At 47.7% G+C, this 21,340-nt stretch carries 19 protein-coding genes; 2 read left to right on the forward strand and 17 right to left on the reverse strand.

The window, feature by feature from the left end:
• Window positions 1–103: 103 nt before the first annotated feature.
• From KME12_24870 to KME12_24885, 4 genes are all read right to left on the reverse strand, one after another.
• Window positions 104–754 (reverse strand): phytase, encoded by a 651-nt coding sequence (locus tag KME12_24870; GenBank protein MBW4491008.1) that lies wholly within the window; start codon window positions 752–754, stop codon window positions 104–106.
• Complete coding sequence (locus KME12_24875) at window positions 715–2,349, reverse strand: esterase-like activity of phytase family protein (protein ID MBW4491009.1); 1,635 nt, start codon at window positions 2,347–2,349, stop codon at window positions 715–717. Before KME12_24875 ends, KME12_24870 begins: the two co-directional genes overlap by 40 nt.
• Entirely contained in the window at window positions 2,321–3,091 is a 771-nt protein-coding gene (locus KME12_24880; GenBank protein ID MBW4491010.1) for an endonuclease/exonuclease/phosphatase family protein, read from the reverse strand. The genes KME12_24875 and KME12_24880 overlap by 29 nt, the downstream gene beginning before the upstream one ends.
• A gap of 201 nt (window positions 3,092–3,292) precedes the next feature.
• Complete coding sequence (locus KME12_24885) at window positions 3,293–6,352, reverse strand: ExeM/NucH family extracellular endonuclease (protein MBW4491011.1); 3,060 nt, start codon at window positions 6,350–6,352, stop codon at window positions 3,293–3,295.
• Between the two features lie 229 nt (window positions 6,353–6,581).
• Between KME12_24885 and KME12_24890 the strand changes: the two genes are divergently transcribed.
• Complete coding sequence (locus tag KME12_24890) at window positions 6,582–6,764, forward strand: hypothetical protein (protein MBW4491012.1); 183 nt, start codon at window positions 6,582–6,584, stop codon at window positions 6,762–6,764.
• On the opposite strand, the gene KME12_24895 is transcribed toward KME12_24890, so the two are convergent.
• The 13 genes from KME12_24895 to KME12_24955 form a co-directional block, all read right to left on the reverse strand.
• Complete coding sequence (locus KME12_24895; protein MBW4491013.1) at window positions 6,746–6,928, reverse strand: hypothetical protein; 183 nt, start codon at window positions 6,926–6,928, stop codon at window positions 6,746–6,748. The genes KME12_24890 and KME12_24895 overlap by 19 nt on opposite strands.
• A 28-nt stretch (window positions 6,929–6,956) precedes the next feature.
• A complete protein-coding gene (locus tag KME12_24900) occupies window positions 6,957–7,133 on the reverse strand; it encodes a hypothetical protein (GenBank protein MBW4491014.1) in 177 nt (58 codons plus the stop codon).
• An 11-nt stretch (window positions 7,134–7,144) separates the two neighbouring features.
• The gene (locus KME12_24905) at window positions 7,145–7,891 is read right to left on the reverse strand and encodes a glucose 1-dehydrogenase (protein ID MBW4491015.1); all 747 of its coding nucleotides are present in this window, start codon (window positions 7,889–7,891) and stop codon (window positions 7,145–7,147) included.
• Between the two features lie 273 nt (window positions 7,892–8,164).
• A complete protein-coding gene (locus KME12_24910; protein MBW4491016.1) occupies window positions 8,165–8,914 on the reverse strand; it encodes an SDR family oxidoreductase in 750 nt (249 codons plus the stop codon).
• Between the two features lie 58 nt (window positions 8,915–8,972).
• A complete protein-coding gene (locus tag KME12_24915; GenBank protein ID MBW4491017.1) occupies window positions 8,973–9,536 on the reverse strand; it encodes an NAD(P)H-dependent oxidoreductase in 564 nt (187 codons plus the stop codon).
• 57 nt (window positions 9,537–9,593) lie between these two features.
• Window positions 9,594–10,463, reverse strand: coding sequence for an alpha/beta hydrolase (locus KME12_24920; GenBank protein MBW4491018.1), 870 nt, complete (start codon window positions 10,461–10,463; stop codon window positions 9,594–9,596).
• Window positions 10,464–10,516: 53 nt separating this feature from the next.
• Complete coding sequence (locus KME12_24925) at window positions 10,517–10,978, reverse strand: lipocalin-like domain-containing protein (GenBank protein ID MBW4491019.1); 462 nt, start codon at window positions 10,976–10,978, stop codon at window positions 10,517–10,519.
• On the reverse strand, window positions 10,956–11,873 hold the full coding sequence (locus KME12_24930) for a hypothetical protein (protein MBW4491020.1): 918 nt from the start codon (window positions 11,871–11,873) through the stop codon (window positions 10,956–10,958). The genes KME12_24925 and KME12_24930 overlap by 23 nt, the downstream gene beginning before the upstream one ends.
• Window positions 11,874–11,922: 49 nt before the next feature.
• Window positions 11,923–12,492, reverse strand: coding sequence for a DUF981 domain-containing protein (locus tag KME12_24935; protein MBW4491021.1), 570 nt, complete (start codon window positions 12,490–12,492; stop codon window positions 11,923–11,925).
• Between the two features lie 59 nt (window positions 12,493–12,551).
• Complete coding sequence (locus tag KME12_24940; protein ID MBW4491022.1) at window positions 12,552–13,040, reverse strand: cupin domain-containing protein; 489 nt, start codon at window positions 13,038–13,040, stop codon at window positions 12,552–12,554.
• A gap of 209 nt (window positions 13,041–13,249) precedes the next feature.
• Window positions 13,250–13,690: a peptidoglycan-binding protein gene (locus KME12_24945; protein MBW4491023.1), complete on the reverse strand. Its 441-nt coding sequence runs from the start codon at window positions 13,688–13,690 to the stop codon at window positions 13,250–13,252.
• Window positions 13,691–13,904: 214 nt separating this feature from the next.
• Entirely contained in the window at window positions 13,905–14,534 is a 630-nt protein-coding gene (locus KME12_24950) for a response regulator transcription factor (GenBank protein ID MBW4491024.1), read from the reverse strand.
• Between the two features lie 7 nt (window positions 14,535–14,541).
• Window positions 14,542–20,514, reverse strand: a complete 5,973-nt coding sequence (locus KME12_24955) for an AAA family ATPase (protein MBW4491025.1) — start codon at window positions 20,512–20,514, stop codon at window positions 14,542–14,544.
• An 89-nt stretch (window positions 20,515–20,603) separates the two neighbouring features.
• Between KME12_24955 and KME12_24960 the strand changes: the two genes are divergently transcribed.
• Window positions 20,604–21,215, forward strand: coding sequence for a TetR/AcrR family transcriptional regulator (locus KME12_24960; GenBank protein ID MBW4491026.1), 612 nt, complete (start codon window positions 20,604–20,606; stop codon window positions 21,213–21,215).
• The last annotated feature ends 125 nt before the right edge of the window (window positions 21,216–21,340 follow it).

Genomic DNA, 21,340 nt, shown 5'->3' on the forward strand with positions numbered 1-21,340 from the left:
TCAAATTGCTGGCTGAGGAATTAGAATCCTATCTCCCCTTCTGGCAACGGTCTGAAACTTTACCCAAATGGGATATCACCATTCTTCCTGCTTGACAGGGGTGTTATTTATTTGCAACCCCCTTGGCTGCTTCGATGAGTGTTCCGGTGGTGCTGCCCGTCGGCTCTGCCGAGAACTTGAAAATACCGCCGTTTTCTTGTCCAACGTAAAGGAAACCAAGCTCGCGGTCTGCTACCATGCCCTCAACTTGGGCATCCTCTAACTCGCCATCCGTGCGGATGGGAACAGTTAGGGTTCGCACCACTTTGGCGCTCACACCACCTGCCCCATTATCGACTAATTCCAACTGAGCCACTTGGTTATTTTCTCGTTGGCTGACAAAGACATAAGACTTTCCGGTAAACGGACTGGTATAGGTGGCTAAGCCATAGGCTGTCTGTTCGCCATCATTGATGCCAAAAATCGAAGCAGGAATCTGGCTGCTGGTGATATCTGTGAGTTGGCGAGTCGTGGGATTAACCTGGTAAATCGCTAGCGTGTCGTTCTCACGATCAGACGCGATCGCCAGATCCAGCTTTGCTCCAGCCACATTGAAGCCATACACCAGATCCACATTGTTGTAGCGCACATCCCCTGGCTCACCTGGTAGGATGGTTTGCAGAATTTGTCCGTTCAGGTCATAGACCGATAAACCGCCATCCTTGAGCGTGCCAATCACCAAACTCTGAGATACATCGTTGGGGTGGACGTAGATGGCTGGATCGTCGGCATCTCCTGATTGCTGGTTATTGGCGGTTCATCCAGATCGATCACAGGTGGCGTTTCTAAAGTGGGAGCTACACCAGGAGTTGTTTCGGTGCCGATCGCAAAAGCGAGAACTTGCGTCAATTGAGTGGAGCTGAAGTTGTTGTCGCTGACTACAATTAGCGATCGCCGTCCATCGGGTAATGTGCCGCCGAGGGTAATGCCTTCGATATTGTCGAGGGTTAGTCCCAGGTCAGCAAAGTCGAGCAAAAGCTGCTTTTGGCCAACAGGATTTACTTCTAAACCGATTAAACTATCAACGCTACTCACATCGGTTGCTCCCTGAAGTTGCACCTGATAGAGCTTGATGCTGTTGCCAACTCCCGTAGAGAACGATCGCTCCAGACTCAGCAGCGTCCCGGTGTTATCGAGTGCCAGCAAGTCAACTAAACCATTAGTTTTAAACTGACCCGCAGGCACACTCTCTACTTCAACTGGATCGGTGATGTAGACGAACTCACCTACAGGTTGTCCGGTCGTTAAGTCATATTTGAGGATGCGGGAGGGACTGGCAACTCCTAAGCCTGCGGCTGCACCATCCTGCGCTAGGGCATTTTCAGTTGCCGTGTAGAGAAAGTGGCGATCGGGTGTAATGGTCAAACTCTCAAATGCCAGGTTGTTGCGAATACCCCTGGTAGGTGTGAAAGGCTGATCCGCATTGGTGATCGCCCCATCTCCATTGAGATCTTGGAAAGGTGCAGTGGGTGAGAACTTGGCAGGAGTTGGCAAAGTGCTGAGCTGTTTTCCAGTGGTTAAGTCAAATTCGCCAACGAAAGGATCTTCAACTCTTTCTGCGACTGAATTTGCTTCTCCTTCTGAGGAGATGTAGACGGTTCCTTCGTCCGTTAGGGCAATGCCTTCAAGGTCAATGCTAAGTGCTGCAAAAGGCTTGCCACTGTCGTCTAACAGGGTTGTGACATCTTGAAAGGTGAGATCGCCTGGGTTTAATTTACCGTCGCTGAGATCGATCTCAAGAGTATAAAAGCGAGCGGGATCAAATTGGCTGCGATCGTCTGAAATGGTGTAGTAAACTTGATTTGCTGCATCGTAGGTGATGCCTGATAGTCCACCTACCTGAGTTCCCTCAAAAGTAAATCCAGTTGGGAATGTTATCTCACCTAGGAAATCTAGATCAGTCACGCTTTTGCGGTTAATGTCAGGGGCGATCGCCAGATCTGCCCAAACCAAGCGGTGATCGGAACTTGGGAACCCACCGGGAATACTAGGGCTGAAGTCACCAACCAGCGAAAACTGTGGATCTTCATTAGAAGGCCAAAAAACAGCGGCATCCTTAATTTCTAAGTTGCTGGATGGCAGCACATAATCGGCTCGGAGATTGCCAGGAGTGGTATCGGCAAAGTCTGCGGTGTCAAAGGCGGGGTTGCCTTGCTGAGTAGCATTAGCCCCACCCTGGCGTGCTGCTGCGTCAGAGCCTCCCTCACTACTAGGCGTCACAGATGTATTAATCAGGGGATTTTTTAACAACTGCTGAATGGCAAAATTGACGCTATCCCCATCAAACGGATCGGCGTTCTGATCGCCCATGATCACAAAGCGCGACCCCGAAGCAATTGTACTCTCTTTTGCCGGGAGTGATGTAATCTGCCCAGAAACGGATCTCATCATGGTTGCGTCTGCCGTTGCGGTCTTCTGGCCCATCAAAAACAGGTGGGGTTGGGTAGCTAGCCAGGACATGGATCGTCTCGCCATTGACCTCAATGGGTAAATCCCAATGGCTCTTGGATGAGAGACGAAAGATCTCCAACTCTTCAGGAGAATACCAATCATTGGGTTGGGGTGTGGTTGGATCGTCAGCCAACAACGCTCCCGGCATATCCTTCCACAGAAAATTCTGGAAGGTGCGAACTTGATCTGTAGCGATCGGATATTTGGAATAGACCACCATGCCATACTGGCCCGGAAACAAGCCAAATCCTAGCGCGTCATCTCCACCCGCGATCGCACCGTTGTTATTCAGGTCAAACTCAGACGGAATCCCGGTGTTAGAAGGCGCAACATAGTAGTAGGGATAATTAACAAGATCAACTCCATTTTGGCTAACCGCCAGATAGTTTTGCCGAAACAGTTCTGCGGATTGGTTGCCAGCGTCATAGTCAAACTCATTTACCAGCACTACATCTGGATTCGTCCGTTGAATGATTTCGGCGATCGCTTTTGCCTGAGTGTTGTTCGGCGTAGACAGATCGGTGATCAGTTGTCCTGTACTGTTGCGGTTCAAGGAGGCATTGAACGTAGCAAAACGAATCGCGTCAGTTGATGATGTCATAGGAAATTCCTGATAGGGGTAATCAGTTGGGGCTATGAGAAGCTCCGTTAAAGTTCCCCCCAGCATTGGGGGGTTAGGGGGGCCAATTTTGATTCGTGCAGGAAGCCTGTTGTAGGAGTTTTGTCAAAAAAAAGGTGGCCCAAAAAAGAAAGGTGGCCCAAAAAGAAAGGTGGATAGGTATCCACCCCGATGCGCTTTAACTTAAGCAGCGACAAAATCAATCGCTGTAATGCTGTTGATAGGTAAACCGTTTAGCGTTGCCAGTAGCCCATTGGTTGCCGTTACGCGGATCAGCGTGTCATTGGCATTGTTCGCGATCGTCAATTGACCGAATGTGAGACCACCCGCCAGAGCTAGCAAATCTTTGCCGTCTTGGAAATCTTGAATTATGTCTGTGCCTGCACCAAAAGCGAGAACAAAGCGATCGCTGCCATGATCGCCCGTGAGTACATCTTGACCCTGACCACCCTCTAACCAGTCATCACCATTGCCACCCATCAGGATGTCATTGCTGATCTGGCCTAGCAGGATATCATCGCCATTGCCACCGTTGAGAATGTCGTTGCCATTGCTGCCGTTGAGCGTATCTCTACCGTTGCCGCCGTTGAGTTCGTCTCTGCCAGAGGTGCCGCTGAGGGTATCCTCTCCGTTGCCACCATTTAGAACGCTGAGTGTACTTGCCAACTCTGCACCAATGAGAACAGGGTCATGATCAGAGGAGCGATAGGGCGTTGGCTCATAGAGTCCAGCGGGGTTGAATTCCTGGTTGTAATCCAAGATTCTAGGTTCATCGGCATTGATATGCCATTCCGTGGCTCCCGTCACCTGCTCGCTGAGGCTGGCAGTACTCAGCGCATGATCCAATCTTCCAGACTGTCCTGCGAAAACATAGGAGTAGGGATTCTCCACAAACCTGTCCAGTTCGTCTACCAATCCACCGTTGCGCAACACGTCGATCGGGTCTTCTTCACCATAGGCGTTGAGATCTCCCAAAACTAAAACATCGCGATCGCCTGTAGTAGTCTTCAGTTCATTCACAAAGCTGAGTAGGGCTTCTGCCTGCTGCACTCGTGTGAAGTTGAAAGCTCCCTGGCCATCGCCTTGATCAGCATCTGCGCCTGTTCCTGTACCACCCTTGGACTTGAAATGATTGATCACAGGCGTGAAAGTTTCGCCGTTGGAGTTCAACACAAAGGTTTGAGCTACAGGTAGACGATTGTAAATTGCGTCCGGGTCGCTCAGAGCAGCACCTACAGGGGTGACGGTTTCGGGTTTGTAGATGAAGGCAACTTTAATGGCATCAGTGCCTACTCCAGTGGCAGGGTCACGAATGTAGTCGTAGATTTTTGCCCCTAGGGAGGCATTGAGCCGATCGACCAGTTCTGCGATCGCTGATTCTGAACCATCTCCATCATTTTCGATTTCAATTAGACCTACCACATCGGCATCAAGAGCGGCGATCGCGCTGACAATCTTGGCACTCTGCCGCTCAAACTCTGCTACATTGTCTGCTCCGCGAGCGGTTGGAAAGCCGCCTCCCATCCCATCCCCGTTGAAGTAGTTCAGCACATTAAAGCTGGCTACTTTAACGTTGCCCCCTACCCCTTCGGGTGCCGCTGTGCGAGGATTGGTATCCATGAAATTTGGATCTTCCGTGGGTTGCAGGCGATAGTTGCCAAAGCCAAAGCCCAGCACCCCGGTCAGTCCTGCCACTGTGCTGCCTACTCGTAGCGTGCCATCCTGATTCAAAAAGGGAACAGTGTTGGGGTTTTGCGTGTTGCTGCCATCATCGAGCAGAATGTCACGTAGGTTATTGGCATTTTGCTGTTCTGTAACGGCGGCAAGGTTGTTCTCGTCGTTCTCAGTTTCAGTCGTTGGGATATCAGTTGGGTCAATCAACTCAGTGGGATTGAACAATCGCCCCTCTGACGACAGCAACACTTCCCCAAATCGCCCCAAATTAAAGTTTTCAGTCACTGTTAGGGTTTCGGGAAATGTGACCAGCATGCCCTCATAGCGCTCTAGGTCGGTGGCTGTGATGACATATAAATTAACCGCGATCGGAGTGACTGCCCCCGATCCGACAATGCTTAAGCCACTAATGTTATCCAGTTGAGTTTGGGTAGAGAACTCCGAGACCCGTCCTGTGAGCCGCACAGTCTGACCCACACTCACATCCAGGCTGTTAGGTGCAAAGACAAAAATACCGTCTGAGGTCGCCTCATCTCCGTCGCCTAGGGCCTCTTGCACATAAAAGCCATTCAGCCCACTGCTGCCCTGAAAATCGCCTGTGACCACCGCTTCGATCGTGACTGTCTGCCCCACCTTAGAACTAGCTACACCACTACCCTGAATTTCATAAACCTGAGTCAGAACCACCTCGTTGTCAATCACATTGACGTTGAGATTGGGAATGGGTGTGAGGTTGTTGGAATAGGCTGGATCAGCACTATCCGCGATCGCATGGGTGATCACTCCGATATGAGGAGAGCCTTCTGCCTCTGTGTCGTTGATGGCTCGCACCGTAATAGTTTTGGCAGTTGTGTTCGCTAAGGTCAGCGTCAGAGAGCTGAAGAAGTTAACGCCATCAGCGCTGATTTGTGTTTCTGCATCAGCGGCGATCGCTACCTCTACGGCACCTGTCGGAGTGGTGTTGAGGGCAATCGTGTAGGTATCGGTGGTTTCGCCCTGTTCATTGACCTCAGTGCTGTTGTTCGATTGAGCGATCGTCACACCTGCTCCAGTGACTGGATTAGAAGTATAGCGGCCCAAGTCATCAAAGCTGTCCGTCGCCAAGCCATCCCACTGCACACTCGGATCAAAGACATCATTAGGGTTGGTGTCGCCAGTAACGACATTGCTTTTGCGGCGCAAGGTATTATCCGCTGTGCTAGTTAGCCCCATTCCCCACTCCGTACCGGGGTCAAACCCAATTTGTCCAATCACGTCTAGGATGGTTCCATTGCTACCGCCTTGGCGTAGTACGATCGCGTCATCGCCATTAAAGAAGCCAGCCCCACTGGTTTGATCAGCCTGGGCCAGGATCGTTGAATTGGCGTTACTTTGAGCAAAAACAAACACATCACCAGCGTTGACTGTACCTGTTAGGTTAAACGTGGTGGGGCTAGTGCTGCCATTGAAGTAAAACTGCACCACGTAGTTGCCAGCGCTTAGATCGATGGCTGCACCTGTGCTGTTGAAAATCTCTAAAGCTTTATTGTTGCTGCTGCCCTCAATGTATTCCGAGAAAAATAATGCCATCGAAATCTCCTTAAAAGCTGCAAATTTCTGATCAACGGAGCAGGAGCAAAAACTACCCGGTAAAATAGGGCGATCGCTAAGACCGATCAGAGGCCGTGGTTCTAATGGGTTTGTCTAATAGTTCCAACCTTCTATAAATGTCATAGCGACCTTAAGGAATGAATATCCCTCGATTAAAAAGCGTGTAATTTTACTAAAAAATTTCAAGTTGCCTGCTACCTAAACTTTTATGTCGGGGACTGAGCAGCAAGCTGAGCAGCAAGGCCAAAACCGAGAGCAGAAGCCTTCTTCAGATTGTCCAGAACTCGTTACTGATAGCGTTGTTCATAATAATCTGCTCCAGGGCCACGATACGGCTCACCTGAAGTCGAAGGTATATAGAACCGAGCTAGTTTATGAGCCGTGGCTGTGATGGCTTTGTGCAATGGCTTTGGGTGCTCTGCTGCGAGCTTTCATCCGACGATAAAACGCTCCCAAAGTAGCTTGAGAGCGATCGCCTGCCTGAGCAGCAAGACGGAAGGCATGAGCGGCTCGATTGACGACTCGACGGGTGCATGTCCTTTTGAATTTCCCCACTGACGATCTTTCACACTATGGGGCAGTTCTACCGAGCAAAGGACATTGAGCCGTAGGAAAAGAAACAGGTAAAACCAGCTATATCGAGCGATTTAACAATACGTTGAGGCCTTAAAAAGGAGAAGAGGCGTAGGGTCATTGCTCCGGAGAAGTCGTCTCCATCAAGGCGATCGCATCGAGGCCGATCGCGCTTGTTAATGTTCATGGTTCTGCTCGTTAAATACCACCCGCGATGTGTAGCGTTTCCCCAGTGATCCAGGCTGAATCGGAGGACGCGAAGAAGACAGCGGCAGGTGCGATGTCCTGCGGTTGTCCGATGCGACCCAGAGGGGTTCGCGCTTCAATCTGTTTTTGGTAATCGCTCCCGATTACTCCCGTTGCTTGTACGCCTTCTGTTTCCACCATCCCAGGATTGATGGAGTTGACACGAATCTTGCGTGGACCCAACTCTTTAGCTAGCGACTTGGTTACGGCATCGACCGCTGCTTTGGTGGCGCTATAGACCGAGCCGGTCGCAGGCGTAGCGGTACTGACGATCGAACTAATGTTGATAATGCTGCCGCCTTCTGAACCGAAGTGCTTTACTCCTGCTTGTGAGGTGAGGATTAAGCCCAGCACATTGAGATCGAAGTGCTTGTGGAAGTGCTCTTCAGTGATGTCTTCAAGCGGCACATACTCATAAATTCCGGCATTGTTAACCAGGATATCGAGCTTGCCAAATATTTGTTGCGTCTTAGCAAAAAGCTGTTCGACCTCTGCTTTTTTGGAAACATCTGCCTGTACCGCGATCGCCTTTCCCCCTAGGCTGGTAACGTCATCCACCACGCGATCGGCTGCTTCTTTGCTTGATGCATAGTTGACGACCACGGCTGCTCCCTCAGCTGCCAGGTGTTTGGCGATCGAGGCACCAATTCCTTTAGATGCCCCCGTCACGACAGCAATCTTTCCGTCTAGTTTTTTCATGATGAGTCCTGTTGGTGAGGAGTGAAAGATTCATCTACAACGGATGAAGACTCGCCTGCCCTGCTGGTTCACCCAATAAGCGCGGTTTGTTAGAAATATTGGCTCCGCGCTTTGGTATCTACACCAGCAGGGCAGTTGAAGTAAGTGATTTACACTTACTCAGCAAACGGACTGCTACTGAGCATGTCGTTCCAAGTGGGAGAAACAAATCCATGAATGCAGCAGCGACCAACTTTAGCTAGCCAAGTGTGTCCGGATGCAGTGATTGGCGCTTCAAATCTGTGCCATACCACCATCAATAAACAACTCGATGCCGTTGATAAAGCTGCTGTCGTCTGACGCGAGAAAGACAACGGCTTTAGCGATCTCATCGGGGGTGCCAACTCGTCCCAGTGGGATAGTGACAACTTGGCTATCTATGAATCCCTGCACTTGTGCATCACTCAATCCCATGAGATTGTAACCAGGAGTCGGAACCACGCCAGGACTAATAGCGTTCACCCGAATTTTGCGCTCTTTGAGGTCAAGGGTCCAATTGCGAGCAAACGATCGCACAGCAGCTTTGGTTGCGCTATAAACGCTAAAGGCTGGAGTGCCTACGGTAGAAGCAGTTGAGGCAGCTAAAATGATAGAAGCGCCCTCTGGCAACAGAGGCAATGCCTTCTGCACAGTGAACAGTAGACCTTTGACATTCGTGTTGAATGTTTTGTCAAAGTGTTCTTCCGTGATGGCTCCGAGGGGGGCGATGCCTCCTCCGCCAGCATTGGCGAAGAGTACATCAAGATGTCCTTGCTCTTGCTGAATTGTGGCAAACAGGCGATCGAGGTCTTCCATGTTGGAAGCATCACTCTGAACACCCGTGACATTTTTACCGATCGCTTCCACAGCAGCATCCAATTCAGCCTGACGACGACCCGTGATAAAGACATAGGCACCTTCAGCGACGAAGCGCTTGGCAGTGGCAAGACCAATACCACTCGTACCACCCGTGACAAGCGCGACTTTTCCATCTAATTTTTGCATGATGAATCCTAAAGTTGTTCAGTTTGAAAGAGTTGCCCGTGGCGTAAGTCTTAAGTTTTTACTTGGCAAACAATTCTTTGCCCGCTAAAGCAGCCGCCACTCGTGCTACATTCGCGCCGTGATGCTTAGCAGCTTCTAGCCGTTCTTCAGTTACGCCTGTTTGCTCCATGTGTTCTCCCGCAGAGCGTCCGTAGGGACCCCATTGCAGACCACCCAGCGGATATCCGGGTGTGATTTTGGGTAAAGGCACCATCACCATTCCCAGTTCAGCAAAGTTATTTAACAGCGCCAGCATGGTTAGCTCAGCGCCACCTCCTGCATTGCCGAAACCGCCACCCGTTGCAAAGACAGCGCCCACCTTTCCAATCAGGCTATCTTTAACCCACAGAGGACCACAAACTTGATCGATAAACTTCTTCACGCGCCAATCTGGACTACCCATGTGGACGGGAGAACCCACAATGACAGCATCACTAGCGATGACATCATCTCCAGTCACATCCTCAGCAAACTTGACCGCCACTTCAGTTCCTGACACTGAACTCACACCAGAAGCTACCACTTGTGCCATCTTCTCGGTGTTGCCGTAATCTGTGGCGTAAACAATTAGAACTTTCGTCACCTTTTACCTCACATTTATTGAAATAGTTGAAGTTGATAGCTGTTTATGCAAATTGGATTAGGCAGGGATGGGTTGCAGCCGTGATGTGAGAAATTGACGCATATAGTTTGCGATCGCCTCTCCATCTTCTTCTAGGGCAAAGTGCCCGGTATCGAGGAGATGAAACTCAATGTCTTTTAGGTCGCGCTGGTAGGGATAAGCACCTTCAGCAGGAAAGATGTCATCGTTCTTACCCCAAACAACTAGCGTAGAGGGTTGATGTTTGCGGAAATACTCCTGCCATTGGGGATAGAGCTGTGGATTAGTTCTATAGTCATAAAACAGTGCCATTTGAATCTCAGCATTTCCAGGGCGATCGAGGAAATGTTGATCCATGTTCCAGGTGTCAGGGCTGATCGCTTCCAGATTCCGAGCGCCGTTGGTATATTGCCATTTCGTTCCTTCCAGGCTGAGAAAGTCTTCCAGTGGTTTAGCATTCTCAGGAGAAGGATCTTGCCAATATACTTTCATCGGTTCCGTAAACTCCCGCAGTCCCTCCTCATAAGCATTGCCGTTCTGCACAATCAACGCTTGCACCCGCTCTGGGTATTTAGTTGCAATGCGATATCCGATTGGAGCACCATAATCCATCACATAAAGGCTGTATTTCTTGAGATCGATCGCGGTAATAAATTTCTCTACAATCTCAGCTAGGTGATCAAAGGTGTAGTCAAACTCATCCACCGTCGGCATCGAACTGTTACCAAACCCTGGATAATCCGGTGCAACCAGATGGAATTGATCAGCCAGCGCAGGCATCAGATTGCGGAACATGTGAGAGGAGGTTGGGAAGCCGTGCAGCAGCAGAATCGTGGGATGATCGCGGGAGCCAGCTTCTCGACAAAAGATATCTAAACCGTCGATCGCGATCGTGCGATATGTGGTCATGAAATAACTCCTGATATATTTTTATACTGTTTATCAAGGTGAAGTTATGGTATTTAAGGGCGCTCCCACACCAACTCAAAAACCGTCTCAACCCCATGACTCAAAACTGGCGGCGTTCTCAGCGTCACTTGGTTCTCACTCAGCGTCAAGGTACGAACTAACGTTGTACCGACCCGATTTGGAATTGATGCAATTTCGATCTGATGAGTTACGGTATTGCCACTCAATACATAAGTTCCAGCGTAAGCATTGAATGTTGTAAAGGCTTGAGCCAGATCCTCAACGGGTAGAGATTGCATCTCTGGACTCAACGGTGATTGAATGTCTTGGCTCAACGGTGGGCGATCGCTTCTGGAAAACATCACCATCATGTGACCATCCCCTGTATAAGTGATGTAGCCAATTGGATTTGCTCCATACACCTCTGGAGTCACCGTTCCGTCAGTGTGAATAGCAGTTGCAGAGATTAACTTCCAAATGCCAATCAGCGGATTATTCTGAGAGGGTGTAGACATCATGTTCAGCCGTTGCTTCATCGTTCTCTGCTAAAGTAACGGGTTTCAATACAAAATCAAACTCAGTCGAGTAAAACGGTTTACTTTGATTTTGCGCCTTAAGTTCCTCTGGTGATTCGTGCTTCTGCAATTGAACGATCGCCGATCGAACTGCAAAAGTTGTATCTGAATCTAGATGAGGATCGCCAGCAATAAAGATTTGGGTGGTTAGCGGAGTGTACTCCGGGGCGCTAACTTTAAAGTGGATGTGAGCCGTTCGCCAAGCATGCCGTCCTAGCAATCGCAGCAACTCGCCAGATGGCCCACTGGTTGGCACCTTGTAACCTAGTGGCACGACAGTTTCAAACCTATACTCGCCACTGGCATCTGTCGTGAAACGTCCCCGTAAATTCCCCTGCGGCTGAGATGGATTTTGGATATCATAGAGTCCTTTAGAATTGGGTTGCCACACATCAATCAGAGCCTTGGCGATCGGTTGACTATGTAAATCTAAAACCCTACCTGACAGGAAAAGTGAGTCTCCTTCTGCATCAATACCCAAGCGATCGCCCATCTGTCGCTCTGGGGCATTCGGCACATACATTGGCCCTGCTAAATTGCTTTCTGTACCGCGATGAGCATCATGCAACAGTTCTACTAATTCTGAGATTCCGAATAGATCCGTCAACAGATGGAGTTCTCCGCTGGGAATCTCCTGAGTATGATGAGTGACCTGGTTGAGAAAATCCCGTCCCTGCTGCAATTCTGATTCAGTCAGTTTTACCTCACGCACAAAGTTATGCAAATGTTGAATCAAACTTGTGTAAATTTCATATAGTCGTGGGTGAGATTTACCGCGATCGCCATGATCAACCACAGCTTGAGTGATCGTGTCCAGCGTGATGTTCTGCATCATTAAAATCCTTTTTAGTGGTGTGATTAATGCCTTGGTTGCTTTACGGCAGCTACTTTGGCATCGGTTGCCACGTCGAGAAGTTAGCAAGATGCGCCCAGTAAGAACTTAATCCAATAAATGCAAAGAAAAGAGCTGCTGCAATTAACACGATGGCCCCAATACTTCGCAGAAACCGATTTTTTTTGAAATAGAGGGTTGGTGCAGAGAGAACTCCTCCTAAACCCACTAGAATAAACCCAATTCCTACTAGCAGAGAAAGCGGAATTGCTCCTAGGTTGATGATGCGAGAGCCAATGACAATGGCTGCAAGACCTGCAAAGAACCCATAAATACTCAGGGTTAGTAGCTCCCAACCCATTGCCAGAGCAAGTGAAGTTTCAACAAATAAAACACCAAGCAGAACTGTTGTTTCACCAAAGGCAATATTGAAACTACCAATCACGGGCCAGGTAAGCGTCATGTGTAAGCCAGTGACTAACGCGATCGCCCCAACGACGCCAAAGCCTGGAATCCAACGTTTCTGGTTTGACTCACCCAGACCAAAATAGACATAAGCAGCTAACAGAGTAAGCCCCGCTGCCAAGTTAATCAGCATGAGTGTAATGTAATCGATAAACATTAGACCTCTTGCAAATGTGCGGTTTTATGAGAACTTGGACAAAAAATGAAACTAAAATACTACTGCGAGGGGGGAGGAATGATCTCGATACCGTATTTGGGGGCAGTGGTAAGAATCTTGTTCAGGTCTTCAGCACTCAACGATGCGACAGGAGTAATCGGACCATTGACTGCCTTGCCAACTTCGGCAATAAATTTCTCAAAGCCAGCAGGAGTTACCCAAACTAGCATTTTGGCAGATGTAGCAGTCGTATTGGTAAATCGGTGCATCTGACCCTTTGGTGAGTGCAAGAAAGTTCCAGAGGTGGTAACGAGAGTGCGATCGTCAAGCTGGAATTCAATCTCTCCATCTTGCACATAAAACGATTCATTTTCCCGGCTGTGCCGATGGGGAGGCGTACCGCCTTGAGGGGCAACGATGACCTCACAAAGCGCATAAGCTTCTCCTGTCTCTTCACCAATTGCTTTGAAGGTATAGAGATCTTGACCAAAGTAGTAAGAACGACCTTGATTGGATTGCACAAGAAGTCCATCTTGATGAATCGTCATTGCTACTGCTCTCCTCTTTTAGTTGGGTTTTGTGCCTTAACCGACCAACCTACAGCCGTTCTCAAATGAATGCATCACAGTTATAAATTCTTTAATCTTCCCCTTTGTGGGATTTCCGCCAAAACTTTATTCCGGGAGGGTTTGTTGAGTCTTGTTCCCCCCAGATTTGGGGGGCGAGGGGGGCGAGGAAGTCCCACATTTACAGAGAATTACAATTTCCAAGGAAGGGGCGATCGATAAGGATTTTCATACATATCCAACACTTCCCAGGTACGAGGATTTGCTTGCCCTGTCACAGGAACTTTGTACCGTTGTTGCAAATCTCTCACTGCTGATTCTGTGATGGGGCCAAATACTCCGTCTACAACTGCACCCTGCGGGTTGCCTAATCGGACTCCTGCGGCACCGAGAAAACCATTGTCCGAGAGAATTTTTTGCAACTGTTGAACGCTTCTACCTCGATCTCCACGACGTAGAGTGGGTAGGGATAAATCGGTATAAGCTGTGGCAAGCAAAACCGGATATCCTGGCTGTGGAACTGTGTTTATGAACTGTGCTTCTCCTGAGAGAGATGAGAGAAAGGTTTCGCGATCGCAGCAGTCCTTCGCCACCGTTGGACTAATCAGCGCCACTCCGCTCAGCCCTGACATCAAGACTGTTAACAGGAATACTTTGGATAACATAAAAGTGACTTATGCCTTAAGGGCTTGGGTTTCGAACTACACCTGTTTGTACATCCTTAATGTAAGGGGCTAGCTCTAGTCTGTCGTCCGTTCTAAGTCCATGTTTAAAGCCACAAAACGATCAATCCTGAGGCAGTCTGAGGTATGGGGATTAGATCAAACTTAAGTTCATATCACCCCCTCACAAACTAGCAATCCCTCGCTTTAAGGCAATGATGGTGGCCTGAGTGCGGTCTTTAGCACCTAACTTGCTGAGAATGCGGTTGATGTTGGATTTGACCGTGCTTTCAGTAATATTCAAAGCAGCACCGATCTCCAGATTGCTCATCCCCTGAGCGACCAACTGAAGCACCTGTAATTCGCGATCGGTCAACTCTGGATTGGTCATTCGTTGTGCTAACTTAGCACCAACGTGAGGGGGAATATATTGCAGCCCCTCGTGAACCGTACGAATCGCAGTTCTTAGTTCATTGGGTTTACAGTCTTTGAGCAAATAGCCCTTTGATCCTGCCCGCAATCCCCGATATATGTCCTCATCCCCATCGTATGTTGTTAACACAATGATCCGAGCCGTGTTGAATTCAGTACAAATTGTCGTAATTGCTTCAACGCCTCCCATCTGGGGCATCCGTAAATCCATTAGAGTCACGTCTGGTTGTGCTTGACGGAATAATGCGATCGCCTCACCTCCGTCTTTAGCCTGACCAATCACAGTCATATCCGACTCTTCATTGATGATGGCCGCTAGTCCTTGCTGAACAATCGCATGATCATCTACAAGCAAAACCCGAATAGCTGCTGATTGACTCATGAGATGCTTACTCCCGATTCACAACGACAATGATTTCTGTACCTTGATTAGGCTGGCTGTGGATGATTAATTCACCGCCCATCTGCTCAACCCGTTCGCTCATCCCCAGTAAACCGAATCCCTTGGTTGGATATCCTTGCTTCACTTCAAACCCTTGCCCATTATCTTTCACTCGTAACAGGCACTGGATCTCCTCGTATGCTAATTCAACGCGAATTTCAGTAGCGTTAGCATATTTAATTGCGTTAGTTAATGCTTCCTGCCCAATGCGTAATAGGTTATTTTCCACATTGGGTAATAAAGCATAGACAATACCCATCATTTCACAGGTGATATGAGTATCTGTAGAAGATTTCATTTGAGCAGTGAGATGGTTCAGTGCTTGGTACAGGTCTCCCTTTTCTAATAGTTTTGGTCGGAGGGCAGTCACTGAGCGCCGAGCTTCAGCAAGTCCAGTACGCGCCAACTCATCGGCTGTTTCTAGGTGTGCTTGTGCCATGGCTGGTTTTTTGGTGATGAGCTCTGTCGCCGCTCCAATATGCAGCAAAATACCTGTAAACGCTTGCGCTAGTGCATCGTGAATTTCTCGTGCCATGCGGTTGCGTTCCTCTAAAATTGAGGCTTCTTCAGCACGTTTTTGATCGCTAATATCTGTGATCAGGCTGTAGAATCCTCTCACTTGAGTATTGGCATCGAAATCGGGGATCAGGGTACCACTGATCGACTTTTTACCTACTGGAAAGGGAATTTCCGCCTCCAGATTTACAGTTTGCCCTGCAAACACTTGATTAATAAACGGTTCAACTCTCTGATAAACTGTTTTATCCAGCAATTCATAGACATATTTGCCCAGAATTTCATCTCGGCTCAGGTCAAACCAGATCTCATAGGTGCGGTTAATAAATTGATAGCGGCAATTGGCATCTACATAGCTGACCAGAGCGGGGAGAGCGTCGGTGATCAACCTTAACTCCTGTTCTCGGTGGCGCAGTTCGGCTTCGCTTTGCTGTAAGGCTGTAGTTCGTTCTGTTACCTGTTGCTCTAAAGTGCGGTTGTAATTGGCTAAGAAGTGTTCTGCTTGCTTACGCTCAGTGATGTCTTGAAAGACAGCGATCGCATAATCAACATTGCCCTGTTCATCAAAGACTGGTGTTCCCCACACCTCAACTGGAATGATTTTGTCGTTTTGGTGAATCTCTAGATCGTCTATCGTCGTGCGATCGCCGCTCAATGCCCGGACGATAGGTAGCTTCTCAGTAGGATAGTTTTGATCGGTTCCTGCTAGATAAAATTGATAAACCTCTGGGATTAGATCTGGTGTCGCTGTGGGGTCAACGCCTTTGCCCATTAGCTGCATGCCCCGTTGATTGACGTAGTAAGCGCGACCCGTTGCATCCAAAACTCCAATGCCGACTGGAACCGCTTCGAGAAATTGTTTCATTCTACTTTCGCTAGCACGTAACTTGGAGTAGAGCTTGGCATTTTCAATGGCGATCGCTGCCTGGGATGATAACAGGTTCAACACTTGCGATCGCTCTGGTGGGAAAGCTCCAGTTACTAGTTGATTTTCTAGATACAACACACCGACAAGCTTACTTTGATTCAGGAGTGGCAGACAGAGAAGTGATTGAATTTGATGGTGCTGAATATAGGGATCATGAATGAAATTGCCTTCACGAGTGGCATTATTCAAGATCACAGATTCGTGACTCCGAATCACGTACTGAGTGATTGATTCTGGCAAACGATTTGCAGTGGGCAGCGATTCCAACACCCGTGTAGTACAGACCTGCTCTCCTTCGCTGAGTTCACAAGCTGCTGCGATCGCCCATTCTCCCGCGTTTTCCAAAATCAGGCATCCAGTTTGTGCCCCAGCCGTCTCAATTAAGAGCTGCATCAAAGAGCGGAGCAATTGTTCCAATTCAATTTCACTAGATATCGCCTGAGAAGCTTTCAGTACCGCTGCTAAATCTAAAGCAAGGTCTGAGCGATTAGAGGTGGTTCCAGAAGTTTTATGGGTTGGCGAAGCTGCATCCGAAGATTGAGGAAAGAACTGTGGGTAGCGAGTTTCTAAATCTTTTACCTTTGCAATCGCTCCCCAGCGCTCATAGCAGTAGCGGGCTTCTTTCATGTAGGTGTGGGCAAACTTTTCCCTGCCACGAGATAGGTAAAATTTTGCAGCTAATTCATAGGCTAATGCCTCTTCCTGAATATACTCGTTCTCCTTGGCTCCTTGAATCGCTTGTTCATAGAACTCTTCTGCCTCAAACCACTGACCCAGAACTCGTGCCGTCTCTGCTTGCACTAGATGATATTTGTGCAAATAATTCATGGGCGCGTAATGTGCCGCTCGTTTAAGTTTCTCCTGACTAGCAGTAATTTTTTTGAGGATTTCCTCCTGCACTTGAGCGCTACTTCCAGAGTATGTTGCGAGTCTTGCTAGAGAGCTATAGAGGTGGTAAAAATGCTCAGCGGGAGACTCGATTGGTTGGATCAAATAACTTTCTGCTAGGGTTGAGTTTTCAACTGCCTGAGAGTACTCAGAAAACAGATAGCATAGAAAAGTTTTCTGAGAATACATCTTAAACATTAAGTCATTGATTTCATGGTGCGGCGGTCTGTTCTCCTCATTGTAAGATTTGCCAACGAGACGGGTTGGATTAGCTGAGCATCCCATCAAATTTAATACAGACTGATGAAATAATTGATTCCAGGTTAATGCTGCTTCCTGTTTAATTTGACGGATTGCTTCACTGTATATCGTCATCTCGTCTTCAAGTTTCATGAGTTCCTTTCCGACGATAAAGGAGTAAAAACAGTAACCATGAGCGCAATAGGCAGCAAACTCCAAAGCCCCAGTTTCTAGACCACTTTGATAGCCTTCTAGTAATGGCTCCAGCGCTTTTCTGATGTGTTCTTTCCAATGGATGATGTATACATTTACGAACAGCAGTGTTCTGGCTCTGAGGGAATGAGTATGAGGCTGTGACAACTGCCTTAAAGCAAGCTGTCCAAACTGGTAGCCAGCCTCTATGTTTCTACCTATTCCACAAAGAATTACCCCAAAGGTAGCATACGCAAAATGTGATACAAACGTATTACCATAATGGATTAACAAGTTGATCTGTTTAAACGCAAGCAGAGGCATTAGATTAGGAGCCGCAATATGGGCAGCAACCGTTATACTTGATAAAATTTGCATCACCGCCAACTTTTCTGGCTCAGTCATTTCTGGTAGATGAATCAAGTCTTTAATCGGTCTCTCATGGAAGCGGGATGTGATTATGTCTAGTTCAAGGCGAATATCTAACTGACTTGGCTTTTCAGGAAAGTTAACCCCCAGTTGCTGCAAAATTTGCAGTGCCGTATTAATCGCTTTTAATGGTTGGCTCTGCGACATGCAGGTTTGAACTTTGACTTCATAAACTTTTACGGTGTCGAGAACCGTTTTAGCTTCTTGCAGAATGATCGCTGCCCAGGATTCTACCTGCTCAAAGTCACCACACAGGTAAGCAACTTCTGTTGTTTCTAAATATAAATCTAGTGTCAGCTTGTAGTTAGTTTTCCAGCTAGAAGATGCTAGCCATTCTCGGGCTGTAGCTAAATACTTTTTCGCCGATCTGTAGGCGATCGCTGCCTTTGCTTTCTGCCCTGCCATTAAATTTAATTTGGCAATCTCAGTTCGTTCACCTGCATTAGTAACAAGTTCGATCCCGTGATTTAGATGATCAACTGCTTCAAATAGCCAATTTGACAGGGGTTCTAATAAGGTTTTTTCGAGGAGATTGCGACCAATTTGTAGATGAATAACTTGTTTTTGTGACGCATCAATCAAAGCATAAGCAGCTTGCTGAACGCGATCGTGCGAAAATTTGTACTGCTGAACTAATAAGTCCTCATCTAGTTCAGAGAGAGGCTGAATGAATCCTTTCTGAATCGCTGGCAGTAAATCTCTAAATACTCTATTGGAAGACTGCCCACAAGCGATCGCTAAAGTATCTAAATCAAATTCGGCTCCAATACAAGCTGCTAGCCGTAGAGCGTGCTGCGTGCTTTCTGGCAGTTTCTTCAACTTGACCAGCATCAGATCTACAACATTATCGGTGATGTTTTGGGCTTGAATATCAGGAATATTCCAATGCCACCTTGAATTCGCAGCATCAAAACTTAGTAAGTTTTCACTAGACAATAATCTTAAAAACTCATTGACAAAAAAAGGATTTCCCTCGGTTTTGCGTAATACTAATTGAGCCAAAGGATGAACAATTTTGATATCTTGATTGAGTGTCTCAGCAATCAACTGACTCAACGGCTTCAGCGCTAATGGTGCCAGAACAATTTCCTGAAGCACTACCCCTTGTTTTCGCAGTCTCTCTAGTGTTAATACCAGCGGATGGGTTGGATTGACTTCATTGTCTCGATAAGCTCCAATTAAAAATAAAAATTGAACTTGTTCATCGAGTAATAGCAGCTCAATTAATTTCAGCGTAGCGGAGTCAATCCACTGCAAATCATCTAAAAAGATGACTAAAGGATGTTTCTTAGAACAAAACACCCGCACAAATTGCTGAAAAACGCGATTGAAACGATTCTGCGCTTCCGTTGCTCCCACTTGCACGACAGAAGGTTGCTTGCCAATAATTAACTCTACTTCCGGAATCACATCAATGATCAGTTGTCCATTGTTTCCCAAAGCTGTCAGCAAGCGCGATCGCCACTGTTGCACCTGCTCATTAGGTTCGCCCAGCAGTTGTTGTACTAATTTTTGTAGAGCCTGGGCGATCGCACTATAGGGGATATTGCGTTGAAGTTGGTCAAATTTACCAGAGGTAAAGTAGCCACGTCTTACCGTGATGGGTTTGTAGAGTTCTTGGACTAAAGCTGATTTACCAATACCAGCACAGCCAGAGACGAGCAGCATTTCAGAAGATGCAGAGATAGGGGGACGTGGGGATGGGGAGATATCTTGGTTCTCTGCGTCTCCTTCTCTCTTCGTCTCTATTTCACATCTTCCGGCTATTCTGTTAAACGCTGCCAGTAGCGCGGTAATTTCTGCATCGCGCCCATACAGTTTTTGGGGAATTTGAAACTGATTAGAAACATCCTGTAGACCCAGGTGCAAGCTACCGATTCGGCCTGTTTCTATTAGTTGCTGGGCACAGAGTTCTAAATCCGCTGTGATGCCTCCAGCACTCTGATAGCGCTCCTCAGCATTTTTTGCCATCAGTTTTAAGACGATATCTGAAATGGCTTTAGGGATCGCTGCACTCAGCTCATGCGGCGGCACAGGCTGTTTGGCAATATGGCAGTGGACTAACTCAAGAATGTCGGTCGCGGGAAACGGCAACTGTCCAGTGAGCAGTTGATAGAAGGTGACACCAAGGGAATAAAAATCGGTGCGGTAGTCTAGCAAACGGTTCATGCGTCCAGTTTGCTCTGGGGAAATGTAAGCTAAAGTGCCTTCTAGAATGTTGGGGTGGTTGAAGGTGGGATTAGTGCAACCCAGACGTGTAGAAATGCCAAAATCAATAACTTTAATTTGTCCTGTTTGAGGATTGAGGACGATGTTACTAGGATTAATATCTTTGTGAATTACATGAGCCGCATGAATATCACCTAGGATCTGCGTCACCGTCATTGCAAAACGCAGAAATTCAGGTAGAGGCGTAGGGCAATATGTCTTAGCGGTATCCCACATCCACTTTTCCAAAGACTCGCCACCAAAATCTTCTAGAAGGATGACGAGCGTTCTTTGATACTCTTGCTGCGCGTAGGCTTTGATTACCCCCTCAAGATTGAGTGATTGGGTGATTTCATATTCCTGCTTGTAACGGATTAGCTCAGTTGGGGTGGGATAGTCTTGTTTAAGAACTTTGAGGATGACTGCTAAGTTATCTTGTTTTCTAATTCCTCGGTAAACCAGAGAATTGCAGCTTTCGTAAATCTTTCCTTTAACAATGACGTTTGGTAAGGAAATCATAATTACTAGCCTGTAATTTATTTACCAATCGGTACAAAAAGTATCTCTTGGTTAAATCTGGGTGTCAAGAAAGTTTTATACTGAAGGGTATGGAAACGAGAAAATTGCACGGTACTCAGGGACGACCTCGCGCTTTCGATATCGACGAAGCCTTAGAAAAAGCTTTGTATGTGTTTTGGCAGAAGGGCTATCTGGGAACATCCTTGAGCGATCTAACGGAGGCAATGGGGATCAACCGTCCCAGCCTTTATGCAGCTTTTGGCAACAAAGAAACCCTATTTCGTAAGGTGCTCGATCTTTATCAAGAGCAACAAACGCCCTACATGAGCCAAGCTCTAGAGGAGCCAACTGCCCGAAAAGTGATCGAGCGGATGATGTATGGTGTGGTCGATTTGCTGACAAATCCAGATAACCCGCCTAGATGCCTCTATGCTCAGACTGTACTCTCCTGCGCTGATCCAAGCGATCCACTCCCACAAGAACTAGCAGAACGCCGAGTTTTGGGTGAGACGAAAATTCGCGATCGCTTTGCCCGGGCGATCGCAGAAGGAGATTTGCCGTCTGATACTGACCCCGCTGCCCTTGCCCGCTTTGTCCTAACCGTTAACTTTGGCATGTCCGTCCAAGCCTCCAGCGGAGCGAGTCGCGCGGAACTCCTGCAAGTCGTAGAGATTGCCTTGCAAGCTTGTTCCAATCTATGAACTTAAGTTTGATGTCAACCTAGTACCTCAGATTGCCTAGGGACTGATCGTTGTGTGACTTCAAATATGGACTTGGAATGGACGACAGATTGGAGTTGGCCTCCTAAATTAAGGTCATACAAATA

The organism is Trichocoleus desertorum ATA4-8-CV12, from assembly GCA_019358975.1.
GTDB classification, from domain to species: domain Bacteria; phylum Cyanobacteriota; class Cyanobacteriia; order FACHB-46; family FACHB-46; genus Trichocoleus; species Trichocoleus desertorum_A.

Bases quoted from the DNA above. Each gene is read 5' to 3' on its own strand.
- KME12_24950 (MBW4491024.1), bottom strand. From the start codon at position 14,534: ATGAGTCAATCAGCAGCTATTCGGGTTTTGCTTGTAGATGATCATGCG.
- KME12_24885 (MBW4491011.1), bottom strand. From the start codon at position 6,352: ATGGCATTATTTTTCTCGGAATACATTGAGGGCAGCAGCAACAATAAA.
- KME12_24940 (MBW4491022.1), bottom strand. From the start codon at position 13,040: ATGACGATTCATCAAGATGGACTTCTTGTGCAATCCAATCAAGGTCGT.
- KME12_24905 (MBW4491015.1), bottom strand. From the start codon at position 7,891: ATGAAAAAACTAGACGGAAAGATTGCTGTCGTGACGGGGGCATCTAAA.
- KME12_24955 (MBW4491025.1), bottom strand. From the start codon at position 20,514: ATGATTTCCTTACCAAACGTCATTGTTAAAGGAAAGATTTACGAAAGC.
- KME12_24925 (MBW4491019.1), bottom strand. From the start codon at position 10,978: ATGTCTACACCCTCTCAGAATAATCCGCTGATTGGCATTTGGAAGTTA.
- KME12_24900 (MBW4491014.1), bottom strand. From the start codon at position 7,133: ATGAACATTAACAAGCGCGATCGGCCTCGATGCGATCGCCTTGATGGA.
- KME12_24930 (MBW4491020.1), bottom strand. From the start codon at position 11,873: ATGATGCAGAACATCACGCTGGACACGATCACTCAAGCTGTGGTTGAT.
- KME12_24880 (MBW4491010.1), bottom strand. From the start codon at position 3,091: ATGACATCATCAACTGACGCGATTCGTTTTGCTACGTTCAATGCCTCC.
- KME12_24945 (MBW4491023.1), bottom strand. From the start codon at position 13,690: ATGTCAGGGCTGAGCGGAGTGGCGCTGATTAGTCCAACGGTGGCGAAG.
- KME12_24875 (MBW4491009.1), bottom strand. From the start codon at position 2,349: ATGGGCGATCAGAACGCCGATCCGTTTGATGGGGATAGCGTCAATTTT.
- KME12_24890 (MBW4491012.1), top strand. From the start codon at position 6,582: ATGTCGGGGACTGAGCAGCAAGCTGAGCAGCAAGGCCAAAACCGAGAG.
- KME12_24920 (MBW4491018.1), bottom strand. From the start codon at position 10,463: ATGACCACATATCGCACGATCGCGATCGACGGTTTAGATATCTTTTGT.
- KME12_24935 (MBW4491021.1), bottom strand. From the start codon at position 12,492: ATGTTTATCGATTACATTACACTCATGCTGATTAACTTGGCAGCGGGG.
- KME12_24960 (MBW4491026.1), top strand. From the start codon at position 20,604: ATGGAAACGAGAAAATTGCACGGTACTCAGGGACGACCTCGCGCTTTC.
- KME12_24910 (MBW4491016.1), bottom strand. From the start codon at position 8,914: ATGCAAAAATTAGATGGAAAAGTCGCGCTTGTCACGGGTGGTACGAGT.